This is a genomic window from Planococcus rifietoensis, assembly GCF_001465795.2.
Classification (GTDB): domain Bacteria; phylum Bacillota; class Bacilli; order Bacillales_A; family Planococcaceae; genus Planococcus; species Planococcus rifietoensis.
The window spans coordinates 1,942,139-1,955,323 of the sequence record NZ_CP013659.2 but is presented as its reverse complement, the minus strand read 5'-3'; the positions used below and the strand labels follow the sequence as shown (position 1 = coordinate 1,955,323).

The window sequence follows — 13,185 nt, the reverse complement described above, 5'->3', positions numbered from 1 at the left end:
AAACTTTTTAGGGGGAAAAGAGATGAAGAAAAAATCCTTGCTCTGGCTCTTCGCGCTTGTGCTTATCCTATCCGCGTTCCTAGCGGCGTGCGGCGGAGGCAGTGATGATGCCAATGAGTCAGGCTCAGAAGGCGAAGGTTCTGAAGGTGCAGCAGAGGGCGAACCGCAAAAAGGCGGAACGCTTGTTTACGGCCTTGACGCTCCACCGGAAGGTTTATACTCTTCCGCATTTTACGGCATTGCAACTGATTTCGAAGTCATCGAACTATTTGATGAAGCATTGATCAGCTACAACGAAAACTTGGAGCCTGAACCGAACGTCGCTTCTTGGGAGACCGAGGACAATAAAGTCTTCAACTTCACATTTGAAGAAGGCGTGAAATGGCATAACGGTGAAGAGTTGACTGTCAACGACTGGGTATTTGCTCTTGAAACAATTGCAGATCCTGATTATGACGGCCCCCGCTACGCAAACGTGCAAACAATTGAAGGCGCTGAAGCATACCGCAGCGGCGACGCCGATTCCATTTCTGGGATCGAAGTGGTCAGCGACTATGAAATCAACATCACTTTCGATGAAGCCCGCGTAAACAACTTAACCAACCTATGGGCATATCCGCTTCCTGAGTCTGTTCTCGGCGACGTACCGGTTGCCGAAATGTCAGCATCTGAATGGGTACGTTCAACTCCAATCGGAATCGGGCCATTCAAAGTAGACAAAATCGTTCCTGGCGAGTCGGTCGAATTCTCGAAATTCGATGAGTACTGGAACGGCGATGTCAACTTGGATAAAATCGTCCTGCGCGTTATCGATAACTCTTCAGTTGTCGGCGCATTGCAGAACAACGATATCGACATGATCTCCCTTCAGCCGGTATCCGGGCCTGAAGTAGAACCTCTCGAAAATGTGGAAATCGTTACTTACCCTGGATTGACTTATTATTATGTAGGCTTCAAACTCGGTAAATTCGATAACGAATCTCAAACGATTACAGAAGAACTGCCGAAATACCAAAGCAAAGAGCTTCGTCAGGCGATGATGTATGCACTAAACCGCCAAGAGTGGGTGGATGCATTCTTCTTCGGCTATGCGGATGTTGTTAATAAGCCAGTACCGTCTGCCCACTGGAATTCAGCAGACGACAGCGAATTGATTCAATATGAATACGATCCTGAAAAATCGAAGCAAATGTTGGATGAAGCAGGATACGTCGATACGAACGATGACGGATTCCGCGAAGATCCAAATGGCGACGAGTTCGTCGTGAAATTCTCGCATTATGCAACAGGCAACCCGACTTTCGAATCCCGTGCACAAGCAATTGCCCAGTATTTCGAAGCGGTCGGACTGCGTTCTGAAGTGGAAATGGTCGAAGTAAACCTTTACTACGATATGGTCGAAAAAGATGATGCTTCCATTGAAACATTCTTCGGCGGCTGGGGCACAGGAACTGACCCGGATCCATCTGGACTATGGAAAGCAGACCAGCTTTGGAACTACCCGCGCTACAACAATCCTGAAGCAGATCAATTGCTAGACGACGCACTTGATATTGAAATCGTCGGCACTGATCAAGAAAAACGCAAAGAATTGTATGTAGAATGGCAGAAGATCGTCAACGAAGACCTTCCGATGCTTTACATCGCAGAACTAGAGGAAATTAAGGCATTGAACACACGTGTCGGTGGAGTTGAATATGACGTTTCCGGTCAAAACAGCCCTGCTGAATGGTTCGTAACAGAATAAAATCAGCAACAAACCTTCAACGATGGGCGACCCGCCCATCGTTGTATCTTTATATGAAGCTCTTATGCACGGTAAGGGCTGTTTCAAAAAATAATCCTTACCGTGCACGAGAGCACAGCCGAGAACCTATCAGACAAGGAGAGTACCTATGCTTAAATATTCGATTAGACGGTTGCTTGGAATGATTCCGATGCTGATCTTGATTTCCATCGTGGTCTTCAGCCTCGCCAAACTGATGCCGGGCGATTCACTCAGCGGGGAAATCGACCCGCTCAACACCAGCCCGGAATACATAGCGGAAATGCGTGAAAAGCTCGGCTACAATGACCCTTTGCCGGTCCAATATTTTAATTGGATCACTGGATTCGTACAAGGGGATTTTGGCAAATCTACACGCTTTCAAATTCCGGTATTCGATTTGATCATGGAAAAAGTGCCAAATACTTTATTATTGGGTGTGACAGCTCTCGTCATTACCTATATTATGGCGTTCATTATGGGGATGTATTCAGGAAGGCGGCCCTATACTTTAGGCGATAACGCTATTGCAGGATTCAACTACATCATGCTAGCTATTCCATCTTTTGTCGCTGCTGTTTTCGCGATTTATATTTTTGCGTTCCAGTTAAACTGGTTTCCGTTTGCCGGGTCGGTGGATATTTTGGTGGAAGAGGGCAGCTTTGAATACTACGTGAGCCGCATGCACCACGTATTGCTGCCGGCGATTGTCCTCGGGGCGATGAGCACAGCGAGCTATACGCAGTTTTTACGCAACGATATCATTGAGAACTCCCGCAAGGATTTTGTCCGGACAGCGCGCGCGAAAGGCACACCGATGAAAAAAATCTATAATGTCCATATCCTGCGTAATTCGATCATTCCATTAGTCACATTCCTAGGATTCGATTTTGCCGCATTGATCGGGGGAGCCATCATTACAGAGACGATTTTTACTTATCCGGGCATTGGCCAGCTATTTTTGGAATCCGTGACAAGCCGTGATTATCCGACTTTAATGGCTTTGACTATGCTTTTGTCGTTCCTTACATTATTTGGTAATTTATTGGCAGATATTCTATACGGCGTCGTGGATCCACGAATTCGCCTGGATTGAGGAGGAAGCAGTAAAATGGCATCATCAACTACCATTACCCAACAAAAGAAGCCGGAAAGAAGCTTGTCTCCTTGGCAGATTGCCAGAAGAAAGTTCGTGCGCAATAAATTGGCGATGATCAGTTCCTTTTTCATTTTGCTGGTCACTTTAATGTCACTATCGGCACCGTTTCTCGCACCCGTATTGTCGCCGCTTCCGGATATTTCAAAAGTGAATATCGGTGCGATGAATATCGAGCCGAACGGCGAACATCTTCTCGGCACGGATAAAAGCGGGCGCGATGTCTTGACGCGCCTGTTCTATGGCGGGCGGATCTCGTTATTGGTCGGCTTTAGCGCGACGCTCATCGTTATTACTTTTGGAACAGTGATCGGGGCGCTTGCCGGATTTTTCGGGGGCTTTATCGATAGCATCTTGATGCGCTTCACGGATTTCGTCTTGAATTTTCCGTTCCTTGTATTTGTTATTGTCTTGAACACGATCCTTTACGGCATTGTGGATGGCTTATGGGTCTTGATTATGGTCATAGGTGCGCTCAGTTGGGGCGGCGTCGCCCGCTTGGTGCGCAGCAAAGTGTTGGCGGAAAAAGAGAATGAGTATATCCTGGCCGCTTTATCGATCGGCTGTTCTCCGTTCAAAGTCATTACAAAACACCTATTGCCGAATGTCATCTCAACCATCATCGTTCAAGGAACTTTGATTTTTGCAACGATGATCGTCATCGAATCAGCACTTAGCTATTTAGGCTTTGGCGTCCCGCAAGCGACACCGAGCTGGGGCAATATGCTGTCATCTGCCAACGAGCCGGATGTCTTGCAGGGCAAGCCATGGATCTGGATGCCTCCAGCCATCATTATTACTTTGACGATCCTGTCGATTAACTTTATCGGAGAAGGGTTGAAGGATGCGTTGAATCCAAAATCATTGCGCTAATTAAACCAAACAAAAAGGATGGGCGCGTGGCATGCCACGCGCCCATCCTTTTTATGTTCATGCATTAACGTTTGCGTTTGCGGCCTAAGCCCATTGCGTTCTCCATTTTCTTCAATGTTTTATTGGCAATGAAATTGGCTTTTTCTGCCCCTTCGTCAAGGATCGTATCGAGCTCCTCGGAGTCGAGCAATTTATAGTAGCGCTCTTGAATCGGCGCTAAGTGGTCAGTGATCGCCTTGGCAACACCTGCTTTGAAATCGCCATAGCCGCTGCCTTCGTATTTAGCGACCAGTTCATCGATGGAGGCTCCCGTCAAGGCAGCTTCGATCGATAGGAGATTCGAAACGCCTGGTTTGTTCTCGGGATCGTATTTGACGATTCCTTCCGAATCCGTTACAGCGCTTTTCACTTTCTTTTCGATTGTCTTCAAATCGTCAAGCAACGTGATGATCGACTTTTTATTTGAATCGGACTTGCTCATCTTTTTCGCTGGATCCTGCAAAGACATGACGCGTGCACCGTGTTTTGGAATGCGAATGTCCGGGATCGTGAAGATGTCATTGTATTTTCTGTTGAAACGCTCCGCCAAGTCGCGTGTCAATTCGATATGCTGTTTCTGGTCATCGCCAACAGGGACGATATCTGTTTGATACAAAAGAATGTCAGCAGCCATTAAAGGTGGGTAAGTGAGCAAACCGGCAGAGATGGAAGCCGCTTTGGCCGATTTATCTTTGAATTGTGTCATGCGCTCGAGTTCACCGATGGTCGATACGCATTGCAGCATCCAGCCGGCCTGGGCGTGGGCTGGAACTTCCGATTGGATGAACAGTGTGACTTTTTCCGGATCGATGCCGACAGCAAGATAAAGTGCGGCAAGCGATTTGATATTTTTTCTTAGTTCGAGACGATCCTGGGGCATGGTAATAGCGTGCTGGTCGACGATGCAGAAGATGCAATCGTATTCTTCCTGCAGTTCAGTAAACTGCTTGAACGCCCCGATGTAATTGCCGAGAGTGACCGTGCCGGTTGGCTGTACGCCTGAAAAGATTTTTTTCAATGCAATTCCTCCTCTAAGTAGATAATCCTAAAAATGGATATAAAAAAGCACATCTCCGTCCCTAGAACTAAAGGGACGAATGATGTGCGGTTCCGCGGTACCACCCTGGTTGCCGCAAAGCGGCCTCTTGCCTCCGTAACGTGGAGAATACGAAAGCGGCTACTTGTTTCACCGCTTTAGCTCGAAAGTCCATTCAATGCAGTCTTCTGCTTGTTCTCACCAACCACAAGCTCTCTTATTATAGAAGGAACTGCATCTACTACTCTTTGTCAACGCTCATTTTGTATTGGATTTATTATAATACAAAAGAGATTAAGGCCGCAATACGCAATTCTACGATTGATAGAACGCCAGGGAGATCGCCATGGCAGCCAATGTCGCACCGCCTACGATCAAGAGCGGGGAACTTGAGAATGCCAACACTTCCGATGGGAGGCGCATCTCGTCGTCTTCGAGCGTGGACTTGCTTTTGAACACCTTGCGCATGCTCATCGTAAATACATCGAAAACCCCAGTTCGGACGACGAATACCCAGGCACCGAAAAATACAAGGATTCCCCCGTAGATAAAGGAGTTATTGATATATGACAGCAGTGAAAACGGTTCGCTTCGCACAAGCATCGTCAACACGATAATTAGTTGCACAGCAGCAATTCCGATAATTATTTTTTTCATTTTGGCACCCCTATTCGTTCTTATTGTAGAAGAAATAACAAAAAAAATCAAAAAGTTGTTCGAAATTTAATTGATAAGAAAACGCTTACATGACGCGCTTTTCAGCCTATTGGTGATATTTTGAACAGCATGATTAATGGTGTAAGTGTAAAATATTCCAAAAAAAACGCTGTACAACAAAAAATATTTATGTATAATTAATCATGTACCAAGTTTTCAGAAAATTTAAGGGGGCAAAATCAGTGAAAAACAGCAAGATTTTATGGCTACTTGGCCTGGTTTTGGTACTTAGTGCTTTCCTAGCTGCTTGCGGCGGCGGAGATGACACTGATACTGGGACAGAAAACACAGACACAGAAGAGACAGAAGGGGCAGAAGGCGCAGAAGGCAATGGCGGCGAACCTGACTCTGTACAAGAACTAAACTTGCTTGAAAGTGCAGAAATCCCATCAATGGATTCTTCGATTGCTGAGGATGCAGTAGCATTCAACATCCTTAACAACGTAAACGAAGGCTTGTTCCGTTTGAACCAAGAAAACATTGCTGAACCTGCTCTTGCTGATGGCGAGCCTGAGGTCAGTGAAGATGGCTTGACGTACACGTTCAAATTACGTGATGCTAACTGGTCGGACGGTACACCGATCACAGCTAACGATTTCGTCTATGCTTGGCAGCGCGCGATTGATCCAGACACTGGTTCACCTTACGGGCCGTATATGATGGCTGGAACAATCAAAAACGCTACAGAAGTTTCTGAAGGAGACATGGAAGTCTCTGAACTAGGAATCACAGCTGAAGACGACAAAACTCTTGTCGTAGAACTTGAGCGCCCGACTCCTTACTTCATGTCATTAATGGCTTTTGGTACTTTCTATCCACTGAACGAAGAATTCGTAACTGAGCAAGGCGACAACTACGCTTCTAACTCAGATACCATCCTTTACAACGGACCTTTCACTCTAACGAACTGGGATGGCACTGGCCTGACTTGGACGATGGAGAAAAACCCAGAGTATTGGGATGCTGAAACTGTTCAACTTGAAACAATTAACGTTGACGTAGTTAAAGAAACTTCAACTGCAGTTAACCTTTATCAATCTGGTGAAAAAGATCGTGTAGCACTTTCTGGTGAATTCGCAATGCAATACGCTGAAGACCCAGAAGTTGTAAAAGAACTTGAACCAACTTTGTTCTACTTGAAATTTAACCAAGAACGCAACGGAGAAGAAACTCCACTAGCTAACGAAAACATCCGTAAAGCGATTGCTACTGGCTTCAACAAGCAAGACCTTGTAGATGTAGTTCTAGCGAACGGATCTCTTCCAGCTAACTACCTTGTACCAACTGAGTTCACTTTCAACGAAGCTGGCGAAGACTTCCGTGATATTAACGGAGACATGCTGCCATTCAACGCTGAAGAAGCGAAAACTTATTGGGAAAAAGGCCTAGAGGAAATCGGCGAAACTGAAGTTACTATGGAACTTCTCGGCGGCGACTCTGAGCTTGCAGGTAAAATGGATGCTTATTTGAAAGAGCAACTTGAAACAAATCTTGAAGGTTTGACAGTTAACTTGAAAGCTGTTCCATTCGGCGTACGCCTTGAGCTTGATGAAGCACAAGACTACGATATCCAAAACTCTGGATGGGGCCCTGACTTCCAGGATCCGATGACATTCATCGACCTATTCGTAACTGGCGCATCTCACAACTTGATGTCTTACTCTAACGAAGAGTTCGACAACTTGGTAGAGCAAGCTAAAGGCGAATTGGCACAGGATGCTGAAGGACGCTGGGAAGCAATGGCTCAAGCTGAAAAAATCTTGATTGAAGAAGACGCTGCGATCGCACCGATCTATCAACGCGGTCTAATGTCCCTTCAAAAGCCATATGTTAACAACATTATCAGTCACCCATTCGGTGGAGATTACAGCTACAAATGGGCTTATATTTCCGGTAAGGAATAAAAATTCCCAACTGAATGTACTTTAGGAAAACATAATAGAAAGAGAGTATATCAAGGGATTGATATACTCTCTTTTCTACTGTGAATAAATTCACCGAAAATTAACGGTATTCTGCTTAATCAGAAAAATACAAGTGTCATTTGATACTTGATTTAATAGAGCGATTTTATTTGGAGGTGCACCATGGCACGCTATATTGGAAAAAGATTAATTTATATGTTCATCACTTTAGCGCTTATTGCCACGTTTACATTTTTCTTGATGAAAATATTACCAGGTTCCCCAATTGCTTCCGCAGATAAGTTATCTCCTGAACAACGGGCAGTCGTAGAGGCACGGTACGGACTGGACCAACCCCTTCCTGTTCAATATTTCGATTATATGTTTGGTTTGCTTAAAGGTGATTTGGGTATTTCGATTAACCAATTCAAAGGCGCAAACGTAACGGATGTTATTTTAAGCCGCATGGGGCCGTCAGCACAGATCGGATTCCAAGGAATGCTTCTTGGAACGGTACTCGGGATTTTATTCGGGATGGTCGCGGCGCTCAGGCAAAATACATGGGTGGATTATGGAAGTACGATCGTGGCGATCATCGGCATATCCATTCCCTCGTTTGTTTTTGCATCCATGCTACAATACTGGTTCGGTTTAAAATGGGACCTGTTCCCAGTGGCGCTATGGAAAGATGGATTCATGTCCAGCGTACTGCCGTCAATAGCATTGGCGATGTTCCCACTGGCAACGGCTGCACGGTTTATCCGTACAGAAATGATCGAAGTTCTTGGGTCTGACTATATCACTTTAGCAAAAGCTAAAGGGGCAAGCGGATCAGAAATCGCTTTCAAACACGCATTCCGTAATGCTTTGATTCCATTGATCACGGTTCTTGGACCAATGGCAGTCAGCATCTTGACAGGCTCGCTAGTAGTCGAACAGATTTTTGCGATTCCTGGAATCGGTGAGCAGTTCGTAAAATCAATCATGGTCAATGACTTCTCGATTATCATGGGTACGACAATTTTCTTCTCTGTATTCTTAATCGTTGTCATTTTGATCGTCGATATTTTGTATGGCGTCATCGATCCTCGTATTCGTCTTTCAGGAGGTAAGAGTTAATGACACAGAATTATGAAAAGCTACCTCAAGATGCGTTTACACGCATCCCTAGAGATACACAAGAGGCAGAGAAAATCTCAAAACCAAGTGTCAGTTTTTGGCAGGATGCTTGGCGCAGCCTGAAGAAAAACAAAGGTGCGATCATCAGTTTAGTACTATTTGGCTTGATTCTCATCATGTCATTCGTCGGGCCGATGATCAGCCCGTACGAACCAAATGACCAAACTATCACACATGCCAACTTGCCACCGAAAATACCTGTTATTGAAAACCTGGGCATTATGGATGGGGTAGGTACACTTGGCGGGCGTGAAGTTGACTTATACGAAATGAAGAATGTCGAACAGAATTACTGGTTTGGGACAGACGGCCTCGGCCGTGATATGTTCTCACGTGTATGGAAAGGGACACAAGTTTCCTTGTTCATTGCATTCGTGGCAGCAGCGATCGATATGTTGATCGGCGTTATCTACGGCGGGGTTTCCGGCTATTTTGGAGGCCGTGTGGATGATGTTATGCAGCGGATCGTTGAGATTTTGACAGGTATTCCAAACCTGGTCGTCGTTATCCTCTTTATCCTCATCATGGACCCTGGGATACTCGCGATCATCATCGCCCTGACGATAACCGGTTGGACCGGCATGTCGCGGGTAGTGCGTGGGCAGGTTCTTAAATATAAGAGCCAGGAATTCGTCCTTGCAGCCCGTACACTCGGTGCGAGTGATAGCCGTATCATCTGGAAGCATTTGATGCCGAACGTTCTTGGTGTCATCATCATCAACACGATGTTTACGATCCCAGGCGCAATTTTCTTCGAAGCTTTCTTAAGCTTTATCGGGCTGGGGCTCCAGGCTCCGGATGCGTCTCTTGGGACATTGATCAATGATGGGTATAAACTGATTCAGTATCAGCCGCATATTCTTCTGTTCCCGGCAGTAGTGCTGAGTTTGATCATGATCGCATTTAACTTAATTGGTGACGGCTTGCGTGATGCGCTCGATCCGAAGATGAAAGATTAAGGAGGAAAGCCTTAGATGGAAAAAATACTTCAAGTAAAAGACCTCGAACTTTCCTTCAACACATATGGTGGCGAAGTAAAGGCAATCCGAGGCGTCAACTTTGATCTATATAAAGGTGAAACATTGGCAATCGTAGGAGAATCCGGTTCCGGTAAATCCGTTACCACCAAATCGATTATGCGTTTATTGCCTGAAGAAAGTGCTGAATTTAAAAGCGGAGAGATCCTGTTCGGTGGGCGTGACTTAACGAAGTTGAGCGATAAGGAAATGCAGAAGATCCGAGGAAAAGACATCTCGATGATTTTCCAGGATCCTATGACATCGCTCAATCCGACGATGCCAATCGGCCGACAGATTACAGAGCCGATCTTGAAGCACCAAAAAATCAGCAAAGATGAAGCGAAAAAAGTGGCGATCGACTTGCTGCGTCTGGTCGGTATGCCTAAACCGGAACTTCGCATGAAACAATACCCTCACCAATTCTCGGGTGGACAGCGCCAGCGGATCGTTATTGCCATCGCTCTAGCGTGCAACCCGCAGATCCTAATTGCCGATGAGCCGACAACTGCTCTCGATGTGACGATCCAAGCGCAAATCCTGGAATTGATGAAAGACTTGCAGAAGAAAATCGATACGTCGATTATTTTTATCACCCACGACCTAGGGGTAGTGGCTAACGTGGCAGACCGTGTAGCTGTCATGTACGGCGGGAAAATTGTAGAAATCGGCACAGTCGATGAAATTTTCTACAACCCACAGCATCCATATACATGGGGCCTTCTCAGTTCAATGCCTTCAATGGATGCAGAAGATGCAAAACTGTATGCAATTCCTGGCACGCCACCGGATCTTCTTGATCCGCCAAAAGGCGATGCTTTCGCGCTGCGCAGTGAATACGCCATGAAGATCGATATGGAACAGCCGCCTCCGTTCTTTAAAGTCAGCGATACGCACATGGCGGCCACATGGCTTCTTCATCCCGAAGCGCCTACAGTCGAACCGCCTGAAATGGTCATCGAACGGATGAAAAAGTTCCCTGGCAGCCGCTATTATGAAGGGAGCGCGAACTAATGGCTGAAAAATTAGTTGAAATCAAAAACCTGAAACAGCATTTCAATGTTGGTAAAGCAAACGAAGTCAAAGCTGTTGATGGAATCACATTCGATATTTATAAAGGTGAAACACTCGGCCTTGTAGGCGAGTCGGGTTGCGGTAAATCCACAACCGGCCGCTCGATCATTCGCTTGTACGATGCGACGGATGGCCAAGTGCTTTATGAAGGAGAAAGTGTGCACGGCAAGAAAAACAAGAAAGACTTGAAGAAATTTAATCGCAAGATGCAGATGATTTTTCAGGATCCTTACGCTTCCTTGAATCAGCGTATGAAAGTCATGGATATTATTGCTGAAGGCATCGATATCCACGGCTTGGCAAAAGATGCTAGCGACCGTAAAAAGATGGTCTATGACCTACTGGAAACGGTTGGCTTGAACAAAGAGCACGCCAACCGCTATCCGCATGAATTTTCCGGTGGGCAGCGCCAGCGTTTAGGCATTGCGCGTGCCTTGGCAGTAGACCCGGACTTCATCATTGCGGATGAGCCAATCTCTGCACTCGACGTTTCCATCCAGGCGCAGGTCGTCAACTTGCTGAAAGAATTGCAGGAAGAGAAAGGCTTGACGTATTTATTCATCGCGCATGATTTGTCGATGGTTAAATATATCTCCGACCGTATCGGTGTGATGTACTTCGGGAAATTGGTAGAATTAGCGCCAGCCGATGAATTATACGCCAACCCGATGCATCCTTACACACAATCATTGCTTTCGGCCATTCCGCTTCCGGATCCGAACTATGAGCGCAACCGTACGCGTAAAGCATATGACCCGGCAGTCCATAACTACACAGATGGGGAAGATGTGAAAATGCGTGAAGTTTCACCGAACCATTTTGTAGACTGTTCTGAGAAAGAATTTGCTGAATTGCAAGAGTGTCTTGCAGTTAAAGAATAAAACCCGAAAAAGCACGCGCCTATTTATAGGTGCGTGCTTTTTTAAATTGGAAAAATACTGGAAATATCTGGTTATAACAAATAAATGTCTGAGTTTCTCTAAATTTACTAAATTATCCTGTTTAAAGGGCTTGAAAGTGGTAGACTGAAGAAAAGTGGAAAAGGTGTGTGAATGTGTGTGAAATCCTTGAAATGGCTTGCTGCGTCTTTATTTTTACTGGGGAGCGCCAGCACTGTGCAGGCGGCTGAGACCGCTACGGAAGATTTTTCGACCCGTACATATGAAATAGTGAACATCGACTCAGGGCTGCTTGGGACATCGGAACGTTTTGGCTTCGATTCAGGATTAAATTTCAAATATCCTGATGCAGTCCGGGGAATATTCGTCACTGGCAACTCAGCTGGAGGAGCGCGATTTTCTTCATTAGTTGATCTCGTCGGAAACAGCGATTTAAACGCGATGGTCATTGACGTCAAGGAAGACATGGGGCATTTAACTTATACGCCGGAAGAAGATTCCCCACTGCACGGTAAAGGCATTGGAACTTCGTTGATCAAAGGCCCGCGCGCAATGCTTGAGCACATGGAACAGCAGCAGATTTACCCGATTGCGCGTGTGGTCGTATTCAAGGACACGGTGCTTGCAGAACAGCAGCCGGAACTTTCCTTTACAACAGGAGGGCAAGTTTGGACTAATAACCGGGGAGAGGCATTCGTCAATCCGTTCATGAAAGAAGTCTGGGACTATAATGTGGAAGTGGCGATTGAAGCGGCAAAATTGGGATTCAAGGAAATTCAATTCGATTATGTGCGTTTTCCTGAAGGGTTTGAGCGGCTTGGCGAGCAGTTGGACTACTCGATGGGCGATTACTCAGAATCCAATTTAGACCCTGTTCAGCGCCGTGTAGAAGCTGTGACTGATTTTGTCGCCTATGCGAAAGAAAAACTCGAGCCCTATGGCGTAGAAGTGTCGGTTGATATCTTTGGCTACGCAGCAACATTGCCGGAAGCACCTGGCATTGGGCAGAACTTTTCGAAAATCTCAGAGAATGTCGACGTCATCTCTTCGATGATATACCCTAGCCACTGGACATCGTATTTCGGAATTGCAAAGCCTGATTTGGAACCATATAAGTTGGTAGCTGAATATGCAAAAGTGGAAAACGAAGTGCTTTCCAAATTAGAAGATGCGCCTGTTTCACGGCCTTGGCTGCAGGATTTCACTGCCAGCTACTTAGGCGCTGGAAATTACAAGCGTTATGGCAAAGCAGAAGTGGAAGCCCAGATCCGTGCGTTGAATGACCAGGGAATCGAAGAATTCCTTCTCTGGAATGCAGGAAACAGCTATTCGCCTGGCGTTGACTATACACCTGAATAAACAAAATGCCCCTGTTGTCGCAAAGACGATTAGCAGGGGTATTTTTGAGCTTATGGAAATCAATTAAATTGGGCAATAAAATGAAACCTTTTAAGCAACGAGACGTACTATATAATAGAAGAATTATTTTCAAAAGAAATTCGTAAATGAGAATAAATTTTTCTTATT

The 13,185-nt window shown here is 45.7% G+C and carries 11 protein-coding genes and 1 other annotated feature; of the genes, 9 read left to right on the top strand and 2 right to left on the bottom strand.

Annotation, left to right across the window (positions count from 1 at the left end; all coding sequences use genetic code 11):
- The first annotated feature begins 22 nt into the window (after positions 1-22).
- The 3 genes from opp4A (at position 23) to opp4C (ending at position 3,794) form a co-directional block, all read left to right on the top strand.
- Complete coding sequence (opp4A, locus tag AUC31_RS09770) at positions 23-1,747, top strand: oligopeptide ABC transporter substrate-binding protein (RefSeq protein WP_058383387.1); 1,725 nt, start codon at positions 23-25, stop codon at positions 1,745-1,747.
- A gap of 148 nt (positions 1,748-1,895) precedes the next feature.
- Positions 1,896-2,861, top strand: coding sequence for an oligopeptide ABC transporter permease (gene opp4B / locus AUC31_RS09765; protein ID WP_058383388.1), 966 nt, complete (start codon positions 1,896-1,898; stop codon positions 2,859-2,861).
- A gap of 15 nt (positions 2,862-2,876) precedes the next feature.
- On the top strand, positions 2,877-3,794 hold the full coding sequence (gene opp4C / locus AUC31_RS09760; protein WP_058383389.1) for an oligopeptide ABC transporter permease: 918 nt from the start codon (positions 2,877-2,879) through the stop codon (positions 3,792-3,794).
- 64 nt (positions 3,795-3,858) lie between these two features.
- Here the strand turns inward: opp4C and trpS are convergent, their stop codons facing one another.
- Positions 3,859-4,851 carry a tryptophan--tRNA ligase gene (gene trpS, locus AUC31_RS09755; RefSeq protein WP_058383390.1) on the bottom strand — a complete coding sequence of 331 codons (993 nt, stop codon included), beginning with the start codon at positions 4,849-4,851 and terminating at the stop codon, positions 3,859-3,861.
- Positions 4,852-4,919: 68 nt separating this feature from the next.
- Positions 4,920-5,133 (bottom strand) — a binding site (T-box leader).
- A gap of 51 nt (positions 5,134-5,184) precedes the next feature.
- On the bottom strand, positions 5,185-5,526 hold the full coding sequence (locus AUC31_RS09750; RefSeq protein WP_058383391.1) for a DUF3899 domain-containing protein: 342 nt from the start codon (positions 5,524-5,526) through the stop codon (positions 5,185-5,187).
- Positions 5,527-5,768: 242 nt separating this feature from the next.
- On the opposite strand from AUC31_RS09750, the gene AUC31_RS09745 reads away from it, so the two are divergent.
- The 6 genes from AUC31_RS09745 (at position 5,769) to AUC31_RS09720 (ending at position 13,017) form a co-directional block, all read left to right on the top strand.
- The gene (locus AUC31_RS09745; protein WP_058383392.1) at positions 5,769-7,490 is read left to right on the top strand and encodes a peptide ABC transporter substrate-binding protein; all 1,722 of its coding nucleotides are present in this window, start codon (positions 5,769-5,771) and stop codon (positions 7,488-7,490) included.
- 183 nt (positions 7,491-7,673) lie between these two features.
- Positions 7,674-8,609 carry an oligopeptide ABC transporter permease gene (opp3b, locus tag AUC31_RS09740; RefSeq protein WP_058383393.1) on the top strand — a complete coding sequence of 312 codons (936 nt, stop codon included), beginning with the start codon at positions 7,674-7,676 and terminating at the stop codon, positions 8,607-8,609.
- Positions 8,609-9,628 carry an oligopeptide ABC transporter permease gene (gene opp3C / locus AUC31_RS09735; protein ID WP_058383394.1) on the top strand — a complete coding sequence of 340 codons (1,020 nt, stop codon included), beginning with the start codon at positions 8,609-8,611 and terminating at the stop codon, positions 9,626-9,628. The genes opp3b and opp3C overlap by 1 nt, the downstream gene beginning before the upstream one ends.
- A gap of 15 nt (positions 9,629-9,643) precedes the next feature.
- Complete coding sequence (locus AUC31_RS09730) at positions 9,644-10,699, top strand: ABC transporter ATP-binding protein (protein ID WP_058383395.1); 1,056 nt, start codon at positions 9,644-9,646, stop codon at positions 10,697-10,699.
- Positions 10,699-11,640 (top strand): ABC transporter ATP-binding protein, encoded by a 942-nt coding sequence (locus AUC31_RS09725; protein ID WP_058383396.1) that lies wholly within the window; start codon positions 10,699-10,701, stop codon positions 11,638-11,640. Before AUC31_RS09730 ends, AUC31_RS09725 begins: the two co-directional genes overlap by 1 nt.
- Before the next feature lie 171 nt (positions 11,641-11,811).
- The gene (locus tag AUC31_RS09720) at positions 11,812-13,017 is read left to right on the top strand and encodes a putative glycoside hydrolase (RefSeq protein ID WP_058383397.1); all 1,206 of its coding nucleotides are present in this window, start codon (positions 11,812-11,814) and stop codon (positions 13,015-13,017) included.
- Positions 13,018-13,185: the final 168 nt, after the last annotated feature.

Bases quoted from the DNA above. Each gene is read 5' to 3' on its own strand.
- AUC31_RS09730 (WP_058383395.1), top strand. From the start codon at position 9,644: ATGGAAAAAATACTTCAAGTAAAAGACCTCGAACTTTCCTTCAACACA.
- AUC31_RS09725 (WP_058383396.1), top strand. From the start codon at position 10,699: ATGGCTGAAAAATTAGTTGAAATCAAAAACCTGAAACAGCATTTCAAT.
- AUC31_RS09750 (WP_058383391.1), bottom strand. From the start codon at position 5,526: ATGAAAAAAATAATTATCGGAATTGCTGCTGTGCAACTAATTATCGTG.
- opp4B (WP_058383388.1), top strand. From the start codon at position 1,896: ATGCTTAAATATTCGATTAGACGGTTGCTTGGAATGATTCCGATGCTG.
- opp3b (WP_058383393.1), top strand. From the start codon at position 7,674: ATGGCACGCTATATTGGAAAAAGATTAATTTATATGTTCATCACTTTA.
- AUC31_RS09720 (WP_058383397.1), top strand. From the start codon at position 11,812: ATGTGTGTGAAATCCTTGAAATGGCTTGCTGCGTCTTTATTTTTACTG.
- opp3C (WP_058383394.1), top strand. From the start codon at position 8,609: ATGACACAGAATTATGAAAAGCTACCTCAAGATGCGTTTACACGCATC.
- opp4A (WP_058383387.1), top strand. From the start codon at position 23: ATGAAGAAAAAATCCTTGCTCTGGCTCTTCGCGCTTGTGCTTATCCTA.
- opp4C (WP_058383389.1), top strand. From the start codon at position 2,877: ATGGCATCATCAACTACCATTACCCAACAAAAGAAGCCGGAAAGAAGC.